Annotated in this window: 25 protein-coding genes; 20 read left to right on the forward strand and 5 right to left on the reverse strand. The window is 28.8% G+C overall.

The window, feature by feature from the left end:
- Positions 1 to 11 precede the first annotated feature (11 nt).
- Both CDIF1296T_RS02805 and CDIF1296T_RS02810 read right to left on the reverse strand, forming a co-directional pair.
- Entirely contained in the window at positions 12 to 431 is a 420-nt protein-coding gene (locus CDIF1296T_RS02805; RefSeq protein WP_003434832.1) for a hypothetical protein, read from the reverse strand.
- Positions 432 to 663: 232 nt separating this feature from the next.
- On the reverse strand, positions 664 to 915 hold the full coding sequence (locus tag CDIF1296T_RS02810) for a hypothetical protein (protein ID WP_003417301.1): 252 nt from the start codon (positions 913 to 915) through the stop codon (positions 664 to 666).
- Between the two features lie 88 nt (positions 916 to 1003).
- Between CDIF1296T_RS02810 and CDIF1296T_RS02815 the strand changes: the two genes are divergently transcribed.
- The 15 genes from CDIF1296T_RS02815 to asnB all read left to right on the forward strand — a co-directional run bounded on the left by CDIF1296T_RS02815 (position 1004) and on the right by asnB (position 17160).
- Positions 1004 to 1735: a YkgJ family cysteine cluster protein gene (locus CDIF1296T_RS02815; RefSeq protein WP_003434835.1), complete on the forward strand. Its 732-nt coding sequence runs from the start codon at positions 1004 to 1006 to the stop codon at positions 1733 to 1735.
- A gap of 58 nt (positions 1736 to 1793) precedes the next feature.
- On the forward strand, positions 1794 to 2705 hold the full coding sequence (locus CDIF1296T_RS02820) for an MBL fold metallo-hydrolase (protein ID WP_009895413.1): 912 nt from the start codon (positions 1794 to 1796) through the stop codon (positions 2703 to 2705).
- 50 nt (positions 2706 to 2755) lie between these two features.
- Positions 2756 to 3568 (forward strand): GTP diphosphokinase, encoded by an 813-nt coding sequence (gene yjbM, locus CDIF1296T_RS02825; RefSeq protein ID WP_003417310.1) that lies wholly within the window; start codon positions 2756 to 2758, stop codon positions 3566 to 3568.
- Positions 3569 to 3676: 108 nt separating this feature from the next.
- Positions 3677 to 4369 carry a metallophosphoesterase gene (locus CDIF1296T_RS02830; RefSeq protein ID WP_009895415.1) on the forward strand — a complete coding sequence of 231 codons (693 nt, stop codon included), beginning with the start codon at positions 3677 to 3679 and terminating at the stop codon, positions 4367 to 4369.
- 86 nt (positions 4370 to 4455) lie between these two features.
- Positions 4456 to 5397 carry a hypothetical protein gene (locus CDIF1296T_RS02835; RefSeq protein ID WP_009888206.1) on the forward strand — a complete coding sequence of 314 codons (942 nt, stop codon included), beginning with the start codon at positions 4456 to 4458 and terminating at the stop codon, positions 5395 to 5397.
- Between the two features lie 36 nt (positions 5398 to 5433).
- The gene (locus CDIF1296T_RS02840) at positions 5434 to 6591 is read left to right on the forward strand and encodes a class I SAM-dependent methyltransferase (RefSeq protein ID WP_009895417.1); all 1158 of its coding nucleotides are present in this window, start codon (positions 5434 to 5436) and stop codon (positions 6589 to 6591) included.
- A gap of 151 nt (positions 6592 to 6742) precedes the next feature.
- Positions 6743 to 7303: a 5' nucleotidase, NT5C type gene (locus CDIF1296T_RS02845; RefSeq protein WP_009888208.1), complete on the forward strand. Its 561-nt coding sequence runs from the start codon at positions 6743 to 6745 to the stop codon at positions 7301 to 7303.
- A 27-nt stretch (positions 7304 to 7330) separates the two neighbouring features.
- The gene (locus CDIF1296T_RS02850; protein WP_003427789.1) at positions 7331 to 7822 is read left to right on the forward strand and encodes a hypothetical protein; all 492 of its coding nucleotides are present in this window, start codon (positions 7331 to 7333) and stop codon (positions 7820 to 7822) included.
- Between the two features lie 228 nt (positions 7823 to 8050).
- The gene (locus CDIF1296T_RS02855) at positions 8051 to 8602 is read left to right on the forward strand and encodes a helix-turn-helix domain-containing protein (RefSeq protein ID WP_003434848.1); all 552 of its coding nucleotides are present in this window, start codon (positions 8051 to 8053) and stop codon (positions 8600 to 8602) included.
- Positions 8603 to 8687: 85 nt separating this feature from the next.
- Entirely contained in the window at positions 8688 to 9620 is a 933-nt protein-coding gene (locus CDIF1296T_RS02860) for a D-aminoacyl-tRNA deacylase (protein WP_003431421.1), read from the forward strand.
- Positions 9621 to 9673: 53 nt separating this feature from the next.
- The gene (locus CDIF1296T_RS02865) at positions 9674 to 10537 is read left to right on the forward strand and encodes a GRP family sugar transporter (protein ID WP_003431420.1); all 864 of its coding nucleotides are present in this window, start codon (positions 9674 to 9676) and stop codon (positions 10535 to 10537) included.
- A 246-nt stretch (positions 10538 to 10783) separates the two neighbouring features.
- On the forward strand, positions 10784 to 12646 hold the full coding sequence (locus tag CDIF1296T_RS02870) for a beta-glucoside-specific PTS transporter subunit IIABC (RefSeq protein ID WP_009892612.1): 1863 nt from the start codon (positions 10784 to 10786) through the stop codon (positions 12644 to 12646).
- Between the two features lie 2 nt (positions 12647 to 12648).
- On the forward strand, positions 12649 to 14115 hold the full coding sequence (locus CDIF1296T_RS02875) for a glycoside hydrolase family 1 protein (protein WP_009895420.1): 1467 nt from the start codon (positions 12649 to 12651) through the stop codon (positions 14113 to 14115).
- Positions 14116 to 14138: 23 nt separating this feature from the next.
- Positions 14139 to 14975 (forward strand): PRD domain-containing protein, encoded by an 837-nt coding sequence (locus CDIF1296T_RS02880; RefSeq protein ID WP_003431414.1) that lies wholly within the window; start codon positions 14139 to 14141, stop codon positions 14973 to 14975.
- A gap of 601 nt (positions 14976 to 15576) precedes the next feature.
- On the forward strand, positions 15577 to 17160 hold the full coding sequence (asnB, locus tag CDIF1296T_RS02890; protein WP_018112606.1) for an asparagine synthase (glutamine-hydrolyzing): 1584 nt from the start codon (positions 15577 to 15579) through the stop codon (positions 17158 to 17160).
- Between the two features lie 78 nt (positions 17161 to 17238).
- Here the strand turns inward: asnB and CDIF1296T_RS02895 are convergent, their stop codons facing one another.
- The 3 genes from CDIF1296T_RS02895 to CDIF1296T_RS02905 all read right to left on the reverse strand — a co-directional run bounded on the left by CDIF1296T_RS02895 (position 17239) and on the right by CDIF1296T_RS02905 (position 19749).
- A complete protein-coding gene (locus tag CDIF1296T_RS02895; RefSeq protein WP_003431409.1) occupies positions 17239 to 17835 on the reverse strand; it encodes a TIGR04100 family radical SAM protein in 597 nt (198 codons plus the stop codon).
- Positions 17836 to 17861: 26 nt separating this feature from the next.
- On the reverse strand, positions 17862 to 18389 hold the full coding sequence (locus CDIF1296T_RS02900) for a TIGR04002 family protein (protein WP_009888217.1): 528 nt from the start codon (positions 18387 to 18389) through the stop codon (positions 17862 to 17864).
- 361 nt (positions 18390 to 18750) lie between these two features.
- Positions 18751 to 19749: a D-2-hydroxyacid dehydrogenase gene (locus CDIF1296T_RS02905; RefSeq protein WP_003431407.1), complete on the reverse strand. Its 999-nt coding sequence runs from the start codon at positions 19747 to 19749 to the stop codon at positions 18751 to 18753.
- Between the two features lie 676 nt (positions 19750 to 20425).
- Here CDIF1296T_RS02905 and hadA point away from each other — a divergent pair.
- Genes hadA through acdB form a run of 5 tightly spaced genes read left to right on the forward strand, consistent with a single transcriptional unit; the run spans position 20426 to position 26013 of the window.
- On the forward strand, positions 20426 to 21625 hold the full coding sequence (hadA, locus tag CDIF1296T_RS02910; protein WP_003427766.1) for an isocaprenoyl-CoA:2-hydroxyisocaproate CoA-transferase HadA: 1200 nt from the start codon (positions 20426 to 20428) through the stop codon (positions 21623 to 21625).
- A 38-nt stretch (positions 21626 to 21663) separates the two neighbouring features.
- Positions 21664 to 22464 carry a 2-hydroxyisocaproyl-CoA dehydratase activator HadI gene (hadI, locus tag CDIF1296T_RS02915; RefSeq protein ID WP_009888223.1) on the forward strand — a complete coding sequence of 267 codons (801 nt, stop codon included), beginning with the start codon at positions 21664 to 21666 and terminating at the stop codon, positions 22462 to 22464.
- A gap of 14 nt (positions 22465 to 22478) precedes the next feature.
- The gene (gene hadB, locus CDIF1296T_RS02920; protein ID WP_009888224.1) at positions 22479 to 23705 is read left to right on the forward strand and encodes a (R)-2-hydroxyisocaproyl-CoA dehydratase subunit alpha; all 1227 of its coding nucleotides are present in this window, start codon (positions 22479 to 22481) and stop codon (positions 23703 to 23705) included.
- Positions 23705 to 24832: a (R)-2-hydroxyisocaproyl-CoA dehydratase subunit beta gene (gene hadC / locus CDIF1296T_RS02925; protein ID WP_003427763.1), complete on the forward strand. Its 1128-nt coding sequence runs from the start codon at positions 23705 to 23707 to the stop codon at positions 24830 to 24832. The genes hadB and hadC overlap by 1 nt, the downstream gene beginning before the upstream one ends.
- A 47-nt stretch (positions 24833 to 24879) precedes the next feature.
- Complete coding sequence (acdB, locus tag CDIF1296T_RS02930) at positions 24880 to 26013, forward strand: putative isocaproyl-CoA dehydrogenase AcdB (protein ID WP_003427762.1); 1134 nt, start codon at positions 24880 to 24882, stop codon at positions 26011 to 26013.
- Positions 26014 to 26025 lie beyond the last annotated feature (12 nt).

Genomic DNA, 26025 nt, shown 5'->3' on the forward strand with positions numbered 1-26025 from the left:
AATTATTTATTTTAAAACATTCTTCCAGCAAGCAAGGTAAGTCTTATAAAAGTAAATATATCTCCACTTTTCAGATTTATAGAGGAATCGAGTTTTTCAATAACATCTTCATTTATAAGCACTTTGTAGATTCCATCTTCAAATGCCTGTAACGCTACTTCTATTGCCTTTTCTACAGATTGTTTATTCTCATTGTAAATAGAGCCAAATCCAACTTTTCCAATATCAGCTTGAGATTCAATTTCTTCATTAGTTAAGAAGTTTATTATTGATTTTTCTGGGATTTTCTCATTATATTCAAGAACATTTTTAGATACAATTTCAGAGATAGCTTCTTTTAGGCAATTGATGTTGTCAGATACATCAAAAGGGGTAAGTTCTAGCATAGGTTTGCGTTTGCCAACAGCCTTAACTCTAAAATAAATTTGCATAAAATCACCTCTCAAAATATTAATTATGTATTTAGAAATTTAAAATTTATCTATTTGTTATATTATATCATTTTGTGAATTATTAATGTGAATTATGGAATTATTTTACAAAAAATAGAAAAAAAGCTATCTTAAAGTCTAAAAAAGCAATAAAAGATAACTTTTAACTATAATTATATAGAATTATAACTGTACATTTATTAAATTTTAATTTTAGAATTATTTTTGATAACTATCTTTTTTTATTTATAAATTTTGCTCCTAAATATTTTTTGATATCTTCTTCAGGAGAAAAGTCATCAATAAGTATTTCTTTCCCAGTGTCTTCAAATACTACAAGAACTTCACAGTCACCTTGTAAGAAAAATTTTCTAACTGTATCTTCTTTAACTTCTCTAACTTTTATTACATTCTTTTTTTCTTTTTCAAAGTCTTTTGTGTAATAACTTCCCATCATATTAATTATTTTTGTATATCTATTCATAAAATACCTCCATATGCGATTAAATTTAAAAAATATGTTATAATAATTGTTTGTATTAACTTAATAATTATAACAAGGAGTAATAATAATGACTAGTATAAAAAATAAAGATATTTTAAATTGTATAGATTATTCCATTAAAAATAAGCTCTTTGACAAACTAAATGATGTATATAAGTCCTTGCCAGTAGGAAATTGTTCTGGATGTGGAAATTGTTGTATGGAGTCAGTAGGTATAAATTTAATTGAGTTTTTGAATATATTTTGTTATCTTGAAGATAGAGTTGATTTAAAAAAAAGCTGTATAAGTAAAATATTAGATTATTATTTTGAGGAGTATACAAGAAAGAACCCATGTCCATTTAAAGATACTAATAATAGATGTTTAATATATGAAGTTAGACCATTAAATTGTAGGATGTTTGGACATTGGAAAAAAGAGGATTATAATAAAAATTTAGATAATGTTATTGAGAAAAATAATAACTATAGAGAGTTAATGAAAAAGCAATATGGATTTGAAATAAATGATGAAGTAGTAAATTACAGGATAGATTATTGTGATAGATTTATTCCAAATAAAGATTATTTAAGTAAATCTAAGAGATTAAGCTTTTTTGATGAGCTTATGATATTAGACTCAAATATTTATTCAAGTGGAAATATAGATATAGACTTTAGGGATAGAGGTATAGTTGAATATTTTATAGAGTCATTACTTTATAGAAATTTAGCATATAATGTGAAAATAAGGATATCTAAAGAATACAAAATAAGAAAAAGAACTATAGATAGAATAAAAAGGATTGTTCTTGTATAGTTTTATATTAGTAAGTAATAAATTGTATCATAAATATTGTCAAAATGAGGTGAAGAAGGTGAATCTTACAAAAGTAAAAGGAAATACCTTTTTTATAAAAGGTGGCACGAATACAGGAATATATGTATTTGAAGATAACACAGCACTTATGATAGACCCAGGGTTATGTGGTTCAAGACCTAGGAGAGTAAATAAAGTATTAGATGAAAATAATATACAGGTTAGATATATTATAAATACTCATGGTCATGATGACCACTATGGAGCTTGTAATCAATTTAAAGAATATTATAAAGATGTGTGTATAATGTCATCTGAATACGATAAATTATATATAGAAAATCCAGAATTGTTTTCAAAGTATATTGTTGGGGGAAAGAGCAATGTATTTATGGATAATATCTTAAAAAATAAAATGTTGGATGATATAAAAATAGATAAATCTATAGAAGCTGGAAAAATTGAATTAAACAATGAAATATTTGATATAATTGAATTTCAGGGTCATACACCTGGTAGTATAGCTGTTTTGACGAAGGATAATGTGATTTTTGTTGGCGATTTATTGATAGGAGATGAAATTTTATCAAAATACGATTTCTTGTTTCTATATGATATACAAGAACAAATAAATTCATTAGAAAAATTAAAAAATATAGATTTTGAGTACTTAGTTTTAGGGCATGGCAAGCAAGTTATATCGAAAGAAGATTCTTATAAATTAATAGAAAAACATTTGAATGCTTTAAAAAAATATTTATATCAAATAAGAGAGTTGCTTGTAGAACCGAAATCTTTAGAAATTTTATTAAAAAACATTATAAATAACAATAATTTAAGCAATAATTATAAAGAGTATCATTTTTTTAAATCTTCGTTAGTATCTGTCATAAGTTACTTAGTTGATTTAGAAGAAATAGGGTATATATTGGAAAATGGAGAATTGCTTTACTATACAAAAACAAAATAAATTATGATAAAATAAAGAAGGTCATAAAAAACAAATAAAGGGTGAGCAATATGGAATACGAAAAATGGAATGAGATACTAGCACCTTATGAACATGCAGTAGAGGAATTGAAAATAAAATTTAAAAATATAAGAAAAGAATATTTAGCAAAAGGTGAATATTCTCCCATAGAGTTTGTCACAGGTAGAACAAAAAAAATATCTTCCATAATATCTAAGTTAAAAAGGATAAATGCAAAAGATATAGAAACTGAAATTGATGATATTGCTGGTATAAGAATAATGTGCCAGTTTGTTGAGGATATATATGCTATAGTTGATTTGATAAAAGTAAGAAATGATATGACTATAATAGGAGAAAAAGATTATATTACAAATTACAAAGATAGTGGTTATAGAAGCTATCATGTTATAATAAAATACCCTATAAACTCCATTGCGGGTTCAAAGGAAATTATATGTGAAATACAAATAAGAACTCTTGCAATGAATTTCTGGGCTACAATAGAACATTCATTAAAATATAAATATGACCATTACATACCTGAGACTCTTGCTGAAAGGCTTAGAAGAGCATCTGATGCTGCCTTTCTTTTAGACCAAGAAATGAGTGAAATAAGAGAGGACATAATGAAAGCTCAGGCTATGTACCAAATGAAGTCTATAGCTATTAGAGATACTCTAAATAGAATACAAGAGTTATATGACTTGGGTGATACACATAAAGCTATGCAGTACCAAAGAAAACTTGATAGAACTGAAACAGATAAAAATATAACTGAAATTTTGGAATTAAAACAAGAAATAGATATATTATTAGAGCAATATAAGGATACTAAGGTAGATGATAAAGTAGTTCAGTAAAAACTACTTGTAGAAAATTTGCTAAATATTAATGGGGCTGCCTCTTAATGGAAAATAATTTCTAAAAAGAGACAGCCTATTTAGTGTAATTAAGAAAGGAATGATATTATGAGTTTGTATGCTATAGGTGATTTACATTTTTCAACATCAGTCAATAAGCCAATGAATATCTTTGGAAGTAATTGGGATGGTCATGAAAAGAAAATTATAGATAATTGGAAAGAAGTTGTTGAGGAAGAAGATATGGTCTTAGTACTAGGAGATACATCTTGGGGAATTAATTTATCCGAAGCTAAAAAAGATTTAGATATAATAAGCAAACTTCCAGGTCAGAAAATACTTATAAAGGGAAATCATGATTACTGGTGGACAACCGTTACAAGTTTAAATAAGCTATATGAAGACATGCGTTTTATTCAGACAAATTTTTATGAATATAAAGATTATGCAATTTGTGGAGGTAGGGGCTGGATATGTCCTAATGATGTTAAATTTGATGAGACTGATGAAAAAGTTTATAAAAGAGAAGAACATAGACTTAGACTATCATTAGAATCTGCTCGTAAAAGTGGTCACTCAAAAATAATTGTGATTACTCATTATCCTCCTACGAATGATAAATTGGAAGAATCTTTATTTACAAAGTTATTTGAAGAATATAATGTTGAAAAGGTGATTTATGGTCACTTGCATGGTAAAGAATCTTTTAAAATGGGATTGAAGGGGATTCGAAATGGAGTAGAATATACATTAGCATCTTGTGACTATACAGAATTTAATTTAATAAAAGTTCACGATTAAAAAACATAAATTGGTAAATACTATAAGATACATGATTAAAAATAAATATTTGAGGGATTTCGGTTTTGAGAAAGGAGACACGACTTATGAGGTGGATATTAGTTTTTATATTTTTATATCTTATTCCTTTAGTAGTGATATTCAGAAATTACAAGAATTTTAAGAGGTCTTGTATCTACAGTAGTATTTATGTGGTATTAGCTACAACAATAATGATAAGTAATATTTATATGAGTGGACTTAATAAAATAAAAGAGTCTATGTATTATCACAATTATATTTCTGATGAGACATATGATGAAAAGTATGTATCAAATTTTAAGGAAAAAGAAAGTACTGATTTAAAACAGGATAATAAAAAGAATGAAGAAATATCAAATAATAAAAATTTAAACAACAAACAAGATAGAAATATACAAAATAAAGAAAGTAATGAAGAAGGAAGTAATGATATAAAAGAAAAGAATAATTCTGATAGTAATGTTTCAGTGAATAATAAATCAGAAAAACAAGAAGATAATACAAAAGAAAATAATAAATATACAAGTAAAGAAAAAAATAGTGAAGATATAAAAAAAATAGATATGGAAAGTATAGGAATTTTTAAGAAAGAAATTTATAATATAGAAAGAGCAGCTTTAGTTCCAATGAGAGAATGTATACCTTACACTAAGGATATAGCAAAAAATATAACTAAATTATCTAGTATAAAAAAAGATGTTACAAATGCCAGAAACAAGTGTAAAGAAGTTGTAAAAGAATATGAAAATATGCAGATTCCAGAACTTTCTAAGGAGAAGTATACAGAAACATTGAGTAATGCTAGAGATGACGTAAAGAAAGCATATGAGCTTAGAGAAAAATCTATGGAAAGTGCTTTGAAATTAATAAATACTAAAAGCCCTAAATATATAGGGAAGATAACAGAATATCTTGATTTATCAGATAAGCAGATAGAAAGTTTTAAAAATAGATTGAACGATTTAAAAGAAGAAATAAATAATTCAGAAACAAATAATATTAATTAATAAGATTTAAGGATATAAGTTAAAAGGGAGATTATGATGAATAAACAGAGTATAGGAAAACTAAATATGTTTTTTATGGGGATTACTCAAAGAAACCTTGATAATAGGGATTTTTTTATTGAGTTAGAGGTGATTTTTAAATCTGGAAGAAAAGAGTTTAAAGGAATTGCAATAGAGGAAGATAATAAATATAAATTTAATTTTAAAGGAAAATCAGATTTATATACGTTTAATGAGTTGCTTAAGAATATTTCTAAAGAGGCAGAAAATTATGATGGATTAGTATTTAAATATGTTGAGCGAGGAACTATTGTTGTAATTGAAGGAGACAATAAGAAGGTAAATGTAAAATATTTAGACAATAAGGAAGAAGTACCTAAAATAGATGAATTTACGGCATCTCAAATAAAAAACAGAGATTATTATGTAAAAGTAGGACAAGCAAATGCACTTTTAAAAGAAATTGGAGTACTTACAAAAGATGGTAAGATAAAAAATGATAAAATAAGAAAATACAATCAGATAGACCATTTTGTTGAATTGATAGATAGTATTTTAAAAGAAATAAAGGATAAAGACTGTATAACTATCTTGGATTGTGCTTGTGGAAAATCTTACTTAAGCTTTGTCTTAAATTTTTATATAAAAGAAGTATTGAAGAAAAACTGTTATTTTATAGGAATAGATTATTCAGATGTAGTTATAGAAGCATCAAAAAATATGGCTAAAAACTTGGGTTATAAAAATATGTCATTTATAAAAGAGGATTTGACTAATTATACACCTAATAGGGATGTTGACCTTGTAATAAGTCTACATGCTTGTGATACAGCTACAGATATGGCAATAGGTCTAGGAATTAGAGCAAAATCTGAAGCTATAGTAGTAGTACCATGTTGTCATAAGGAGTTATTAGGGCAATATAGATATGAAGCTATGGAACCAATATTAAAACATGGTGTATTTAAAGCTAGATTTGCAGATTTAATAACTGATGGTTTAAGAACATTGTTATTGGAGGGCAATGGATATGATACTTCTGTAGTAGAATACATATCTCCACTTGATACACCAAAAAATTTAATGATAAGAGCGATAAAAACTAAAACGAATAATGACAAAGCATTAAAAGAATATAAAGAACTGAAATCACAATTTGGAGTGGAACCAACCTTAGAAAAACTTATATATTAGTTAAAAATGTAAAATTTACGAAAAGCTTGCTTAAATATGCAAGCTTTTTGGTATTATATAGGTATAGTCATATCCAGAGTTTTGATTTATAATTAAAGCTGTGCTATAATATTTGATTAATCAAATCAATAAATGTTACATGGAGGTAAAAATGAACAAATTGAATATATGTATTGATATAGATGGAACAATAACAAGCCCTTATCATTTTCTTCCATACCTAAATGATATCTTTAATAAAAATATAACTGAAGCAGAGTGTATAACACATAATTGGGAAGAATTGTATGGTTCGGGAATAAGAGATGTGTATGCGGAGTTTAATAATAAGTATATACACTCATATGATGAAGCAAAGATTGTAGAGGGTGCTACAGAGGTAATTAGCACATTATCTAAAGGACATAATTTATCTTTTGTAACGGCTAGACATGAGTGTTTAACTGATGTAACTAAAAATTGGCTATCAAGACAAGGATTTTCAGATATAGATGTTTACTTATTAGGAAGTGATTATAAAGTTGAAAAGGCAAGAGAACTGAGTTGTGACATATTTATAGAAGATAATCCTTTAAACTCAGTGCAACTAGCTGATGATGGTGTTAAAGTAATACTTCTGGATACTAACTATAATAAAGATGTTAAACATCAAAATATAGTTAGAGTTAGTAATTGGATAGATATTGAAAAGATTATAAAACAAGGTATTTAAAGATTTGTAGATTGAAAGGGGGAGCATATGATAGATTTAAAAATTGAAAATAGAAAAGGAAAAATCCATGTAAAGAGCAGTGAAATAAAAGACATTTTAGAATTACGTCCAGACTTCGAATATGTACAAGATATATCAAATACTATAAATCAAGAAAATATATTGGTATTTGATTGCCAGTTGACAGGAAATTCTTTTGATATGGATGATTTAGATATAGAAGAAATATTGGAAGAGTTAGGTGAAGAAATAGATGAGTCTTATTTCAGTGTTTTATTTGAAGATGTAAGAGCGTATTTAAAAGATGCTACTGATGAGATAGAAGCAGACTTACAGGATAATTACTTATTTGATAATTTGAGATGTTATTTTGATATATACAATATAAATCAAGAATTTACAGATTTTAAGTTTGTATTTTTAGTTTCTTTTAAAGATATAAAAATTTCTTCATTAGCAAACCTAGCTAAGATTGTTTCTAAGAGACAGCTTATAGGTGCATCTAAGTTTTATAGTTAAAATGAAAGATTATTATAATAAAAGCTAGTAACCTTGTAAAAATATAGGTTACTAGTTTTTTATTTATTCATTTTCACAAAATTTCAGAAAACTATTTACATTCTAAAAAAAGTAATGTATATTAAACATAATGTACATTATAATGGATAAAAAGTTTCTATTAAATTACTAAGTTTATTTAATAATCAAAATAATTTATCTTATATTAGTATGTATTAGGGGGTATTTATGCAAAGTTTAAATGAAATAATCGCTGAAAATTTAAAAAAGATAAGGAAAGAAAAACATCTTAGTTTAGACAAGATTGCACAACTTAGTGGTGTAAGTAAGAGTATGCTATCTCAAATTGAAAAGTGTGAGGTAAATCCTACTATATCTACTTTGAAGAAAATAACTAATGGGCTAAAAATCTCATTTACATCATTGATGGAGAGGCAGGAAAGTGACATAGAATTGATTCAAAAAAGTGATATAGACCATTTTATTGAAGATAATGGAAAGTATATAAGTTATCCAATATTTCCATTTGACTCCAAAAGAAGATTTGAGATATTTATGATTGAAATAGAAGAAGGTGGAAATTTAGATTCAAATGCTGAACTTCCAGGAACACAAGAGTTTATAACTGTTTTTAGTGGCGAAGTAACCATTAAAATAAATGGAGAAGATTACATTGTATCTAGTGGAAATTCTATAAGATTTAAAGCTGATGTATCACATATATATAGAAACTCAGGCAAAGGTATAGCTAAAATGAGTATGGTAGTATATTATATATAAATAATTTAATGGAATTAGAGTGATATTTAGATGATTTTAGGTATGAATATATATTATATTTAAGTTATAGGAGTGTGATTTATGGATGAATAATAAAAAAGCAGTTTTTTTCTTTTGCAGTGATTTAAAGAAAGACCCAGTAGCCAGTAATGTGATAAAGTGTTGTGAAGAAATAATGGATTTAAATCAAACTGATATTGTTATTGATGATAATTTTGTATTAGAGTTTAAGGATAAAAACAATAACTTATTTCATTTTGTAAAAACAAAAGATGTAATAAGTCATAATTATAAATATTATCTTCCAATTTTAAATAGACATTTCAGAGATTATGATTTTGCAGGAGTTGTAAATTGGCATGAGGGAGAAAATGCTCCAGAACATATCCTAACAGCTCATACAATTGGAGATGTTCCAACAGGAGAATTTGGAAATTCAAATCCAAGATACTTTAAAAATCTAATCAATGCTATTGAGGATATAAAAAATGAAAATCTACTTGATGAATTTACTACATTAACAGAAGCAACTCACTGGTCTGGAACAACATATGGTGAAGAATCTAAATTAATTACAGAATATTCTGTACCTATGTTGGATATTGAGATAGGAAGTAGTAGTGATAGTTTTAATAATAGTATAGCAATACAGGTATTGGCAAAGTCATTAATTAGAGTATTTGATTGTGATGAACCTTTGAAGACTTTGTTATGTGTTGGAGGGGTACATTTTGAGAAATCTTTCTCAGATATTATAAAAAATAAAGAATATAACATATCAATTGGACATGTATTGCCAAATCAATGGATTGTAAGTGGAATGTATGATGATGAATCTGGATTTGAGAAACTAGAAAAGTGTATAAATAGTATTGAAGGAGGAATTGATTGTATAGTTTTTCATGATAAATTAAAAGGTACCTATAAAGAGCAATGCCGTAAACTAGGTGAAAAACTTAATGTACCTGTATTTAAACATAAAATATTAAAAAATCCAAAAGACTTACCTATATGGTAGTTTTATACAGTTAATATAACAATAAGTCGGATTAATTTTTAAGCGAGGTCAAAATGATATTATCTTATTTTGCATTATTAATTAGAGTAGTGCTATTAGCTTTTGAAAGAGTAGTTGTAAGATTATTAGGTGATGAAGAAGGAGATATTTATAAAAATATAGCTTCATCATTTCTATTTTTCTTTATAGGGGGAGTATGTTTACTTCCATTTAGCATAATGGATAGAGTTAGTGATTGGTCGTTTTTAATACCATGTTATATAAGTAGTTTAGTCTATTCAATTGGTTCAGTAGCGTATGTAACGTCTTTAGCAACTGGGGAAGTTTCACTTGTTACTCCAATAAATAGTTTAAATTCATTGTTTTTACTGCTTTTATCAGTTATATTTTTAGGTGAAGGTTTAAGTTTAGCAAAAGTTGCAGGAATCATAATTATGATTGGTGGAGTGTTTATATTAAAAAAAGTAAGCTCTTTTTTAAAGAATGTCTCTGTAATTTTTAACAATTTACCATGTAGATTAATGTTTTTATACATATTTTTGCAGTCAGTAGGAAGAGTATTGGATAAGGCTTTTTTTGTACAAGTATCTCCTATATTATATTCAACTATACTGTATTTTTTCGTAGGTTTAAATTTATTTATCTTTTTAGCATTTAAAAAGAAACAAAAAATAATTTGTGAGATTTTTACTAATAAAAAGGGACTTTCAATTTTAAGTGGTGCTATTAATGGATATTCTTATTTAGCATTATTAATTGCTTTAAATAATCTAGAACTTAGTATAGCAGAGCCATTTTCTCAAGTATCTATGATAATAACTTTAATACTTGCTCATTTTATATTCAAAGAAAATATAAAAGAAAAAATACCAGGTTCAATTTTGATACTAATTGGTGGGTGGCTACTGTTACTTTAATTGACATAAAAAATGAATTATAAAGGTGCTATTAGTTAGTATCAGAAAATTTAAAAAAGTATTGACAATTCTTTTAGGCAAATGTTAATATAATAATACAAAATAGTATAAATAGAAGACATGTTACTGGTAATGCAGGCAGGATCGAATATATTGCTTTGATTTTTCAAGGTGTTTATATAGGTTCTGCCTTTTTTGCATCTTGAATGGCCATTCATAAAAAATTATGGAGAAGGAGATTACAAGATGAATTATAAAAAAACTGCCATTGACATTATTGAACAAGTTGGTGGTTCAAAAAATATTTTAGCTTTAGAACACTGTTCAACTAGACTACGCTTTAAGTTGATTGATAGAAGTAAAGTCAATCAGGATGCTTTAAAAAAAGTACAAGGTGTTATGAGTATAGTTAATGGGGCACAATTTCAAGTTGTCATTGGAAATAGTGTTGTTGATGTGTATGATGAAATTTTAAAAGTTTGCCCTTTAGATACAAATGATAGTACTGTAAAAACTGAAGAAAAAATAAACTTAGGAACAAGATTTATAGAATTTATTATTAATATTTTTCAACCACTGATTTTTGCTATTGCAGGAGCTGGTATTTTAAAATCACTGTTGATGTTATTAGCAATGTTTAATATTTTAAAATCAGATTCTACTATATATACATTATTAGTTGCTATTTCAGATGCAACATTCTATTTCCTACCTCTTATGGTAGCTGTAACTACTGCCAATGTATTGAAATGTAATCGTTTAGTAGCTATTGCCGCTGTAGGATACTTATTGCTTCCAGCAACAACAACTGCTTTAAGTGAAGGTGTCGAACTATTTGGATTTACAATTCCAAACATTGCCTATAATGCACAGGTTTTCCCAGCTATTTTATGTGTGTCTTTCTTGGCAACAATGGAGAAAATTTTTAACAAGTATTCACCAAAACCAATTCGAACTTTCTTTGTTCCTATGATGTCTTTGGCAATTACTGTTCCAATTACTCTAACTATTTTAGGTCCTTTAGGATATAACGTTGGTACAATTTTTACAACCATTATTTTATTCTTGTATAACAAAATGGGATTCTTAGTTGTAGGATTACTTGCTGCTTTTCTTCCATTTATGGTTGCAACAGGAATGCACAAAGCACTAATACCTTATTCAATTAATACAATTGGAAAGTTGGGTTATGAAGCTTTATATATGACATCTTCATTAGCTCACAATATTTCTGAAAGTGGTGCTTGTTTTGCAGTAGCCTTGCGAACAAAAGATGAAACATTAAAACAAACAGCATTATCTGCAGGAATTTCTGCCTTGATGGGAATTACAGAGCCAGCTTTATATGGTATTACTTTACAACATAAAAGAGCAATGTTAGGTGTTGTATTCTCAAGTGCAATTTCTGGTACATTTTTAGGATTATTTGCAGTAAAAGGATTTGTAATTGTTGGACCAGGGCTTGCCAGTATGAGTATGTTTATTGACCCAAACAATGGAAACAATTTGATTTTTGCAAGTATTGGTTTTGTTATTGCAATATTAGGCTCGTTTATTATTACACTGATTATTTGGAAGGAAGATACAAATACAGTAGAGTCATCAATTGGAGATGTTGTTGAAGAAGAGCTAGAAGAAGAAAAAGAAGTAAATATCTTAGTAACTCCAGTAGAAGGAAAAGTAATAGATTTAAGTAAGGTTAATGATGAACTATTTGCAAGTAAGACTTTGGGAGATGGAGTTGCAATTATACCGACCAATGGAAATTTATACGCACCTTGTGATTCAGAAGTTGTGATGTTATTTGAAACAAAACATGCAATTGGTTTAAGAACAAAAAATGGGGCTGAGATTTTGATTCATATTGGAATAAATACTGTAAGTATGAATGGAGATGGATTTAAAACATTTGTTAAGACAGGCGATAATGTAAAAGAAGGAGATTTATTAATTCAATTTGATTTAGACAAAATCTCACATGCTAATTTAGATTCAACTGTTATGATTGTAAACAATAATGGAGCAGATTATGCTTATAAAGTGTTAAACCAGTCTTATGGCAATGTAAAAAAAGGAAGTATCTTGTTTGATGTAAAGGGAGGAATATAAATATGAGAAAGTTTCCAGAAGGATTTCTTTGGGGAGGAGCTACAGCTGCTAATCAATTTGAAGGTGGTTGGAATTTAGGTGGGAAAGGGTGGTCTGTATCAGATGTAGCAAAGGCACACTTTGATGCAGATGTGAAAGATTATAAATCTAATAATGAAATCACAACAAAAGATATAGAAGAAGGATTAGCACATCCTGAAGATGAAGTAAATTATCCAAAACGTCATGGTAGTGATTTTTATCATCACTATAAAGAAGATATTGCTCTAATGGCAGAAATGGGATTTAAGACATATCGAATGAGTATTGCTTGGTCTCGTATTTTTCCAAATGGAGATGATAAAGAGCCAAATGAAGAAGGTTTACAGTTTTATGATGATGTATTTGATGAGTTGATAAGTTATGGAATTGAACCACTTGTTACTATGTCACATTATGAACCACCATTAAATATCGTTTTAAACTATGATGGATGGTATTCACGACAAGTTATCAATATGTTTGTTAGGTATGTAGAAACTATCTGTGAAATATATAAAAACAAAGTGAAATATTGGCTTACATTTAATGAAGTTGATTCTATGATTCGTCATCCGTACACTACTGGTGGTTTAGTTCGAGACCGTTTTAAGGATAAAAACTTTGAGGAAGTTATTTTTCAAGCTATGCATCATCAATTTGTAGCTAGTGCCCTTGCAACAAAAATTTGCCATGAGATTATTCCAAATTCAAAAGTAGGGTGTATGTTAACAAAATTAACGTATTATCCATATACATGTAGACCAGAAGATGTTTTGGCAACTCAACAAAAAATGAGAAGTATTTATGCATATAGTGATACGCAGGTTTTTGGTGAGTATCCAGTATATTTACTGTCGTATTTTAAAAATAATAACATTCAAATAGTAAAAGAAGAACATGATGATGAAATTATGAAAAAGTATCCAGTAGATTTTATTTCATTCTCTTACTATATGTCTTCTTGTGAGGCAGCTGATACAACTGGATTAGATATTACACCTGGGAATACGTTATTAGCTGTAAAAAATCCTTATTTAGAAATGAGTGAATGGGGTTGGCAAATTGATTCAATAGGTCTACGTATATCTTTGATTGAATTATATGATAGATACAGAAAGCCTTTATTTATAGTTGAAAATGGATTAGGAGCTAAAGATATTTTAACTGAAGATAAAAAAGTTCATGACCAATATAGAATTAATTATTTAAAAGAACACTTTAAATGTATGTTAGATGCGATTATCGAAGATGGCGTTGAACTTTGGGGATACACTTCATGGGGTTGTATTGATTTGGTCAGTGAATCAACGAAACAAATGTCAAAACGTTATGGATATATTTATGTGGATGCTGATGATTATGGAAAGGGGACATATAATCGATATAAGAAAGATAGTTTTTATTGGTATAAAAAAGTAATTGAAAATAATAGTATAGATTTTAAATGACCAATAGAAGGTGAGCAAATAAAATGAACTACATAATAAAGAAAGTTTTGAACTCGAGCGTTGTTTTAGTTCATGACACAAAGGATAATGAATTTATTTTGCTAGGGAAAGGAATTGGATATGGTAAAAAAACAGGAGAATATATTTGTGGTTCCAATGATAATCAAATGTTTGTCCCTGTTGAAAATACAAAATCAAAACAATTTTTAGAATTAATGGATGATATTCCTGTCGACATTTTAAAGATAACACAGGAAATAATAGTAGAGGCAGAAAAGTTATTGAACTCATCTTTTAATAAAAACTTATACTTAATATTAGCAGACCATTTTAACTTTGCAATTGAAAGGATGCGTAAAGGAATAAAAATTACAAATCGAGTATTTTGGGAAATAAAAAATTATTATCCAAATGAGTTTAAGGTTGGAATGGTTGCAATTTATATGGTAGAGGAGAGATTGGGCATTCAATTACCAGAGGAAGAAGCAGCTAACATTGCTTTCCATTTTGCAAATGCTATGGCTTCAGATGGAAATTCATATGATACGATTAAGTATGCCAAAGTAATTGGAGAAATAATTAATATTTTTGTTTTTTCTTTGAATAGAACCTTAGATAAAAAGAGTATGCATTATATGAGATTTATAACACATATAAAATTTTTTGTGGAAAGATTTTTTTCAGATAGTATGTTAAGCAGTGGTGATGATTTATTATTTAATCAAATGAAAAGGTCAAATCCAAAAGAAATGTTAATTGCATTAAAAGTTAGAGATTTTTTAGAAAAGAAATATGGAAAAAAGTTAACAAATGAGGAAATAGCTTTCTTGGTTGTCCATATCGCACGAGTTAAGCAATAGAGTGAATTACAGCAATAGAGTAAATTACAGCAATAGAGTGAATTACTAATATTATCTTGTACGTCTACATGGTAGAAAATTGAAAGAAGGTAAAGTGTATAAAGAAACTGAGACATATTATTTTGTTGTTCATTATGTTTATTTTATGAGTGTATCCTGTTAAAAATTTAAGTTAATATTTATAATTAAAATATACAAATAGTTAAAATAAGTTTATGTAGTTATGAATTTATTTTAACTATTTTTTTGTTTAATGGAAAATATGCTTTATAACTAGAATTTTATTTTTAATTGATTATAATACAAAAAACTTTATAAAATCTTCAGAATTTCTTAAAGAATATGTAAGTAACATAAGATATATTATATTTAGTTGGTAATATAAAGGGAGCAATATTTATGAAGAATAAAAAATTCAGTGTTATAACACTGATAATACTTGATAATCATATTGATGCCATTAATAAAGAGCAGATTAGTACTAATTCAAAAAGAATTTACTTTGAAAAAAGTCGATTTTTCAGTGATTATAAGTGAATAAATATATATAAACATTTAATAAATTTAGAAGTTAAATGTTTTAATACGAAAGGATACACATATGATAAATTTAGAAGAAAAGTATTTAACACGAAAAGACACATATATGATAAAAATTCTAGAATACAATGGACATATTCGAAACTGGAAAGTTCTCTGTGAAGAACTTGGAATCGATTCTTCATTATGTAGAGATGAGCGTGAACGAGCAATTTTAGTGGAAGCATATAAGACATGGGGATATGATATGGCAAATCACATGCATGGAATGTTTGCTTTTGCATTATGGGATACTGTGGAAAAGAAACTCTTCTGCCTAAGAGACCGGTTTGGAGTAAAACCTTTCTATTATTATGAGACTGAAAATGGGAAGCTTCTCTATGGTTCATCTATTCGTAAGATTATGGAGCAACCAGGATTTGTGAAAGAGTTAAATGAAGACATGTTACAGATTTATATGTCTTTCACATATGTAGCAGGTGAAAATACATTCTTCCGTGGAGTAAAGAAGCTTATGCCAGGACATTACCTTGTCTATCAGAATAAAACAGTATGTATTGGTCGTTATTGGAAACCTGAATTTCATCCTGACCACAGCAAGTCTATTGAGGAATGGACGGATGAAATTCATACAACACTTCAGAAAATTATGCCAGAGGTAAAATCAGAGAATGAAACTGCAGAGTTATTCCTATCAGGAGGTGTTGATTCATCTTATATATTGGCAATGTCAGATATAGAAAAAACAGGTTCATGTGGTTATGAGGAAGAGCGTTTTGATGAATCAAAATTAGCACAACAGACAGCTAATATTCTTGGGTGTAAAAATTCGAGATATATAATTACACCTGAAGAGTATTTTGCGTCAGTACCTTATGTAATGTACCATATGGAGCAACCAACTGGAGATGCATCTGCTATCGTTTTTGCTATTGGATGCAAGGCAGCAGCTGAAAACACAAATATCTGTTACTCTGGAGAAGGAGCAGATGAGTTTTTTTGTGGATATAATATATACCATAAGGCAGAGTGTTATGGAGAGAATTTGAAGACATTTTATATTGGAAATACAAACATTATGAATGAGGGTGAGAAAAGAAAAATTCTTAAGAAATACAATCCTGATGTGCTTCCTATTGAAGTGGTAAAGGGAATTTATGAAGAAACAGAAGAACTAGATACACTTACTAACATGTCAAATGTAGATATTCAAATATGGTTGGAAGGAGATATTTATTTTAATATAGATAAAATGAGTACTGCAGTTGGATTGGAAGTCAGAATGCCTCTTACAGATACAAGAATATTTGATATTGCATCCAGAATACCATCAGAATATAAAGTGAAAGGAAAAGAGAATAAGATTGCCTTTCGTACAGCTGCATCAAAAACATTACCAGAAGAGATTGCTTTTAGAAATAAATTAGGATTTATTGTGCCAATTCGTATATGGATGGCTGATGACCAATATAATAAGGACATCCGAGATAAATTCAATAGTGAGATAGCAGATAAATTCTTTAACATAGATGAGATTAATGAGATTTTTAATGACTACATTAGTGGAAACTCTGATAATTGGAGAAAGATTTGGATGATTTACACATTCCTAGTGTGGTATGAAATCTATTTTGTAAAATGTTAATACAAGAGGAAGAATCACCTGAAAGACCATTCAGGTGATTCTTAATGTTTTATAATTAATGTTTTATAATTTTACTTGCTAATTCTTATGTCTAACCCTTAATGGTATATCAAGTTTTTTTGCCAGTTGTTTAGATTCTTCTATTTCTTCTGGAGATATTTCATCTACTACTGAAAAAGCTACTTCTTTTATATATTTTTTGCAATCTTTTGCAAAATCTAACATATAATCAAATGATTTTTCTCCAAACTTTGGTTGAGTAACTCTATTATAAGCTTCTTTATTTGGGGCATTAAGACTTATTGATACTGCATCTATAACATTTTTTAACAGAATAGCTGTTTTTTTGTTATGTATTAAATCACTTAGACCATTTGTATTTATTCTTATCTTTATGCTACTTTTTTCTTTTATAAACTTTGCTACCTCTATCAATTCATTTATTCTCATTAATGGTTCGCCATATCCACAAAATACGATTTCATCATAGTCGTCTAAATTGTATTTATTGAAGGCTTCTTTTACTTCATCTACACTTGGCTCATGTTCCAGCCATAAACTACCACTATTTGCAACTTCATCTTTTTCGTTTCTTATACAAAAAACACAACTACATGGACATGTATTAGTTATATTTACATAGATACTATTTTCAATTGTATATAAGATATTCATAATTTTCCCTCCATAAATTTAAATTCTTAATTAAAATAACGTTTTTTAAAATCAAGTTTATCAAGTGCCATACCTAAGATTATAAAAACAATAAAACTTCCTATTGGCTGTAATAAGCCAAGTAAGCTCATTACAAATGCACTTGTAAAACTTCCAATAATTATACCTTCAGCAAACATGTATAAAACTAATCCTACTATACCTGCTACAACCGAAGCAACTATATTTCTCTTATTTATTATCTTGTCACTTTTAGAAGTGAAAAATAATACAAGTATTGGTTTTATGATTATAGTTGGTATTACCCAGATAGCAGCACCTGTAGATAAATCAGCTAGACCAGCACCAATTGCAGAAGCAGCTATAGCATAGTTTGTTGGCAAAATAGTTGCAGCTAGATAAATAAAAGCATCTCCTATATGAACATATCCATTGTTTCCACCAACTGGAATATGTAATATATATGCTATTGTCAGGCATATTATGGATGCAAATAATGCTGAAGTAACAATATAGGTAGTTTTTTTAGAAGTAACTTTATTCATTTTTTCCAATATACTCCCTCCCTAAAAATCCAGAGCTAACATAATTGTTATGTTTTCTTATAAATATATTAATATTAATCATACAATTTTCATAGTTTGTTAGGTGTTTTTTTTGTAAAATACAGATTGTACCCATTCAAATGTATATAATTAGAAAAGTAAAAATAGGTAAAATGTATAGAGTAGGAGTAGTTAGAATAAGTTAATATAAATTTAATTTGGTATGAATAAGAAGAGTACAAGTTTAATATAAAAAATAATATAAGAGAGTCTACTCAATATATACTGAGCTGACTCTCTTATATTTGGGAAATTAAAGGCTATTTTGTTAGATAATAGCTAATTAATGAAAAAATATATTTATAAAATACTAATTTACTCTATTAGTAGCAGTTCCTGTTTTTATAACTTCTACAGCACTGCTTAAACTAGAATAAACTATATTTTCAATCGCTGTACTAGTGAAGAAACCAAGGTGATGAGTGAATATAACTTGTTCCATAGAAAGAAGTTTATTTATTTCTGGGTCAGTTAATTCTCCAGGATTCATTTTTTTGTTTAAGAACAATCCTTCAGTTTCAAATGTATCAAGGGCAGCAGCTCTAATTTTTCCTGACTCTAGTGCTTCTATTAAATCCCCTGTATTAATTAAACCACCACGGCCAGTATTTACTATGTAAGCTCCATCCTTCATTATAGCTAGAGTATCTTTATTTATCATATGTTTTGTTCCTTCAAGTAAAGGAGTATGTAATGTTATAAGGTCAGCTTCTTTTAGAAGGTCTTCTAAAGAATCTTTGTAAGTTAATATATCATTTAAATCACTATTTGGATATTGGTCAAATGCAATTACATTAGCTCCTAGGCCTTTGAATAATTTTGCAGAAGTAGCACCTATTTTTCCTGTACCTATAACACCAACTGTAATAGATCTAACTTCTGTTCCAAGAAGTTCAGCTATCCAACGGTAATCACCTTCACAGACTTTTTTCTTTACTAGAGGAGTCTTTCTTAAAAGGTTCATAGCTTGAGTAACAGCTAATTCAGCTATTGCATTAGGTGAATAAGAAGGAACGTTTGTAACGATAAGTCCATTTTCATTAACTAAATCAAAATGTATCATGTCAACCCCTGCAGTTCTTGAAGCTATAACTTTAACCCCAGCATCTTTTAAAGTTTCATAAATATAAGGATTATCTATATAGTTAGTTTGTTGTATAGATATACCATCATACCCTTTAGCTTTAACTACATTTTCTTCAGTCATGTTTTCAGGATAAATATCCACTTGAACATCCTTATGTTCTTCAGACCATTTTTTTATTACTGGTTCTTCATAATCGCGTGCTCCAAATACTAGTATTTTCATATCAATACCCTCCTGTAATTATTAAATTATTATGGTAATTTTTCATTTAGAAATAATATGTAGCATATAAGGTTATATTTTTTATACAAAATTTTTAAGGTTAAAAATTTAGTTTTGAAATTGTTTTCCCTGTGTTATTTTGATATTTAGTAATTTTTTATTTAATGTAATAATTACTCTAAAATTTATCAAAGAAATTGTTATTTTTTAGATTAAATATTATTAAAAAATTATCTAAGTTTGAAATTAGTTAACTAACTTGCTGATTAATTACAATGATAACATGTGTTTTTGAGTTTAGCAATGAAAACTTTTTTTGAAATGTCAAGCTTTTTCATAAAAAAATATATAAAAAAAACTTTTATAAGCAGAGAAAGAATAGCAAAATGCAATGGATAGTGGCAAGATGCCACGATATGAAAAAGATTATTCAATTGCATATTGTTAAAAAACATTCAAATCAAGCGATATTTTGATTAAATATAAAGTTGGCACGATAAATGCTTAACAATATAGGTGTAAGACAATAAAACAATAAAAAATAATTTTAATAATTTTTAAGTTATTTTAGATAAGATTAGGAACTTTGACATCAGACAGTTAATATCAGAAAAAAGTATTTTATGAGTGATTTAATCGAAATTTTATAATTGATACTATTAAGGAGGAAAACGTTATGCTTTTAGAAGGAGTTAAAGTAGTAGAACTTTCAAGTTTCATCGCAGCACCATGTTGTGCAAAAATGTTAGGTGACTGGGGTGCAGAGGTTATTAAGATTGAACCTATAGAAGGTGATGGAATAAGAGTTATGGGTGGAACATTTAAATCTCCAGCATCAGATGATGAAAACCCTATGTTTGAATTAGAAAATGGAAATAAAAAGGGTGTAAGTATTAATGTAAAATCAAAAGAAGGAGTAGAAATATTACATAAATTATTATCAGAAGCAGACATATTTGTAACTAATGTTAGAGTTCAAGCATTAGAAAAAATGGGTATAGCTTATGACCAAATAAAAGATAAGTATCCAGGATTAATATTCTCTCAAATATTAGGATATGGTGAAAAAGGACCTTTAAAAGATAAACCAGGATTTGACTATACTGCATACTTCGCAAGAGGAGGAGTTAGCCAATCTGTTATGGAAAAAGGAACATCTCCAGCAAATACAGCAGCAGGATTTGGTGACCACTATGCAGGTCTAGCACTAGCAGCAGGAAGTTTAGCAGCATTACATAAAAAAGCTCAAACTGGTAAAGGTGAGAGAGTAACAGTAAGTCTTTTCCATACAGCTATATATGGAATGGGAACAATGATAACAACAGCACAATACGGAAATGAAATGCCTTTATCAAGAGAAAATCCAAACAGCCCATTAATGACTACATATAAATGTAAAGATGGAAGATGGATTCAATTAGCTTTAATACAATACAACAAGTGGTTAGGCAAATTCTGTAAGGTTATAAATAGAGAATATATATTAGAAGACGATAGATATAATAACATAGATTCAATGGTTAATCATGTTGAAGATTTAGTTAAGATAGTTGGAGAAGCTATGTTAGAAAAAACATTAGACGAGTGGTCAGCTTTATTAGAAGAAGCAGACTTACCATTTGAAAAAATTCAAAGCTGTGAAGATTTATTAGATGACGAACAAGCTTGGGCAAATGACTTCTTATTTAAGAAAACATACGATAGCGGAAATACAGGTGTCTTAGTTAATACTCCAGTTATGTTTAGAAATGAAGGAATTAAAGAATATACACCAGCACCAAAAGTAGGTCAACATACTGTAGAAGTATTAAAATCTTTAGGCTACGATGAAGAGAAAATAAATAACTTTAAAGATAGTAAAGTTGTAAGATATTAATTAGTAATTCTAGATTTTTTAAAAGGAGAATGCTAAAGATGTACACAATGGGATTAGATATAGGTTCAACTGCATCAAAGGGAGTAATCTTAAAGAATGGGGAAGATATTGTAGCTTCTGAAACAATATCCTCTGGTACTGGGACTACTGGACCATCAAGAGTTTTAGAAAAATTATATGGCAAGACAGGTCTTGCAAGAGAAGATATTAAAAAAGTTGTAGTTACAGGATATGGAAGAATGAACTATTCAGATGCTGATAAGCAAATAAGTGAATTAAGCTGTCATGCTAGAGGGGTAAATTTCATAATTCCAGAGACAAGAACCATTATTGACATAGGTGGTCAAGATGCAAAGGTATTAAAATTAGATAATAATGGAAGACTATTAAACTTTCTTATGAATGACAAATGTGCTGCAGGTACAGGAAGATTTTTAGATGTAATGGCAAAAATAATAGAGGTTGATGTATCTGAACTCGGAAGTATATCTATGAATTCTCAAAATGAAGTATCAATAAGCAGTACATGTACAGTATTTGCAGAGTCTGAGGTTATATCACATTTATCTGAAAATGCAAAAATTGAAGATATAGTGGCAGGTATTCATACTTCAGTAGCAAAGAGAGTTTCTAGCCTAGTAAAAAGAATAGGAGTACAAAGAAATGTAGTTATGGTTGGTGGAGTTGCTAGAAATAGTGGTATTGTAAGAGCTATGGCAAGAGAAATCAACACAGAAATTATTGTACCTGATATACCTCAATTAACTGGTGCTTTAGGAGCAGCGTTATATGCTTTTGATGAAGCAAAAGAATCACAAAAAGAAGTGAAAAATATATAAAAAGAGGGATGAAAATGTCTGAAAAAAAAGAAGCTAGAGTAGTAATTAATGATTTATTAGCTGAACAATATGCAAATGCATTTAAAGCTAAAGAAGAAGGAAGACCTGTAGGTTGGTCAACATCAGTATTTCCTCAAGAGTTAGCAGAAGTATTTGACTTAAACGTATTATATCCAGAAAACCAAGCAGCTGGAGTAGCAGCTAAAAAAGGTTCTTTAGAATTATGTGAAATAGCTGAATCTAAAGGATATTCTATTGACCTATGTGCATATGCAAGAACAAATTTTGGTCTTTTAGAAAATGGTGGATGTGAAGCTTTGGATATGCCAGCTCCAGATTTCCTACTTTGCTGTAACAATATATGTAACCAAGTTATAAAATGGTATGAAAATATTTCAAGAGAATTAGATATACCTTTAATAATGATTGATACAACTTTCAATAATGAAGACGAAGTTACTCAATCAAGAATAGATTATATTAAAGCTCAATTTGAAGAAGCTATAAAACAACTAGAAATTATATCAGGAAAGAAATTTGACCCTAAGAAGTTTGAAGAAGTAATGAAAATATCAGCTGAAAACGGAAGACTATGGAAGTATTCTATGAGTTTACCAGCAGATTCTTCTCCTTCTCCAATGAATGGATTTGACTTATTTACTTACATGGCTGTAATAGTTTGTGCTAGAGGTAAAAAAGAAACTACAGAAGCATTTAAGTTACTTATAGAAGAATTAGAGGACAACATGAAAACTGGTAAATCTTCTTTCAGAGGGGAAGAAAAATACAGAATAATGATGGAAGGTATACCTTGTTGGCCATATATAGGATACAAGATGAAAACATTAGCTAAATTTGGAGTTAACATGACAGGTAGTGTTTACCCACATGCTTGGGCATTACAATATGAAGTTAATGATTTAGATGGAATGGCAGTAGCATATAGTACTATGTTTAACAATGTAAACCTAGACCGTATGACAAAATATAGAGTTGATTCTTTAGTAGAGGGTAAATGTGATGGAGCATTCTATCATATGAACAGAAGCTGTAAACTTATGAGTTTAATACAATATGAAATGCAAAGAAGAGCAGCTGAAGAAACTGGATTACCATATGCTGGATTTGATGGTGACCAAGCAGACCCTAGAGCTTTCACTAATGCTCAATTTGAAACAAGAATTCAAGGTTTAGTTGAAGTAATGGAAGAAAGAAAAAAACTTAATAGAGGTGAGATATAATGGAAGCTATTTTATCTAAAATGAAAGAAGTAGTTGAAAATCCAAATGCGGCTGTAAAAAAATATAAAAGTGAAACTGGTAAAAAAGCTATAGGTTGTTTCCCAGTTTATTGCCCAGAAGAAATTATACATGCAGCTGGAATGCTTCCAGTTGGTATATGGGGAGGACAAACAGAATTAGATTTAGCTAAACAATATTTCCCTGCATTTGCATGTTCAATAATGCAATCATGTTTAGAATATGGATTAAAAGGTGCTTATGATGAATTATCTGGAGTTATTATACCAGGTATGTGTGATACACTAATTTGTTTAGGACAAAACTGGAAATCAGCAGTACCTCATATAAAATATATATCATTAGTACACCCACAAAATAGAAAACTTGAAGCTGGTGTAAAATACTTAATCAGTGAGTACAAAGGCGTAAAAAGAGAACTTGAAGAAATTTGTGGATATGAAATAGAAGAAGCAAAAATTCATGAAAGTATAGAAGTTTACAATGAACATAGAAAAACTATGAGAGACTTTGTTGAAGTAGCTTATAAACATTCTAATACTATAAAACCATCAATAAGAAGCTTAGTAATTAAGAGTGGGTTCTTTATGAGAAAAGAAGAACATACTGAGCTAGTGAAAGATTTAATAGCAAAATTAAATGCTATGCCAGAAGAAGTCTGTTCTGGAAAGAAAGTTTTATTAACAGGTATATTAGCTGATTCTAAAGATATATTAGACATTTTAGAAGACAACAATATATCAGTTGTAGCTGACGACTTAGCACAAGAAACAAGACAATTCAGAACAGATGTACCAGCAGGTGATGATGCGTTAGAGAGATTAGCAAGACAATGGTCAAACATAGAAGGATGTTCATTAGCTTATGACCCTAAGAAAAAACGTGGGTCACTTATAGTAGATGAAGTTAAAAAGAAAGATATAGATGGTGTTATCTTCTGTATGATGAAATTCTGTGACCCAGAAGAATACGATTATCCTTTAGTTAGAAAAGATATAGAAGATAGTGGAATACCTACTTTATATGTTGAAATCGACCAACAAACTCAGAATAATGAACAAGCCAGAACTCGTATTCAAACTTTTGCTGAGATGATGAGTTTAGCGTAAGTTCATTAAAATAAATTTACTATAAAATATGAAAATTGGAGGAAGCTATGTTATATAACAAAGAACAAGAACTTTTAAGAAAAGCAGTAAGAGATTTTGTTAGTAAAGAATTAGATACTTTACCAGCAGAAATGGATAAAACAGGTGTAATGCCTAAGGAATTAATCAAAAAATTAGCTGATGCAAAATTTATAAGCAGTAATATCCCAGAAGAATATGGTGGTGGGGGAGCAGGATATGTTTCTTACGCTATAGTAATGGAAGAAATAGCTAGAAGATGTGCTTCAACAGCTACTTTTGTTACAGCTGGTTCTTCTCTTGCTTCATTACCAATACTTTACAATGGTACTGAAGAGCAAAAACAAAAATACTTAAAAGGTATAGCAACAGGTGAATTAATAGGAGCATTTGGTTTAACTGAGCCAGGAGCTGGTTCTGATGCAGGTGGACAACAAACAACAGCAGAATTAGTTGGAGACCACTATATATTAAATGGTAGAAAAACTTTCATAACTAATGGACCATTCTGTGATGTAGCTATAGTAATAGCAGTTACAGATAGAAGTAAAGGACTTAGAGGAACATCAGCGTTTATAGTAGAAAGTAAATGGGATGGTTTCTCAACAGGAGCTCATGAAGATAAGATGGGTATAAGAGGAACTGAAACTTCTGACTTAATATTTGAAAACGTTAAAGTTCCAAAAGAAAACTTACTTGGAAAAGAAGGTCAAGGATTTAAGATAGCAATGGGTACTCTAGAAGTTGGTAGAATAGGTGTTGCTGCCTTAGCTCTAGGAATAGCTCAAGGTGCTTTAGATGAAGCTGTTAAATATACAAAACAAAGAGTTCAATTTGGTAAGCCTATAGCTAAATTCCAAAATACTCAATTTACTATAGCTGACATGGAAACAAAAGTTTGTGCAGCTAGAGGATTAGTTTATGATGCAGCACAAAAGAGAGATGCAGGAATGAGAGTTGCTCAAGAATCTGCTATGGCTAAATACTATGCATCAGAAATTGCAAATGAAGTTGCTTATAAAGCATTACAACTTCACGGTGGATATGGATTTATAAAAGATTATGAAATCGAAAGAATGTACAGAGATGCTAGAATCGTATCAATATACGAAGGAACATCAGAAGTTCAAAAAATGGTAATTTCATCAAACGTATTAAAATAATAAATAATCTAA

This window comes from Clostridioides difficile ATCC 9689 = DSM 1296, from assembly GCF_001077535.1.
Classification (GTDB): domain Bacteria; phylum Bacillota; class Clostridia; order Peptostreptococcales; family Peptostreptococcaceae; genus Clostridioides; species Clostridioides difficile.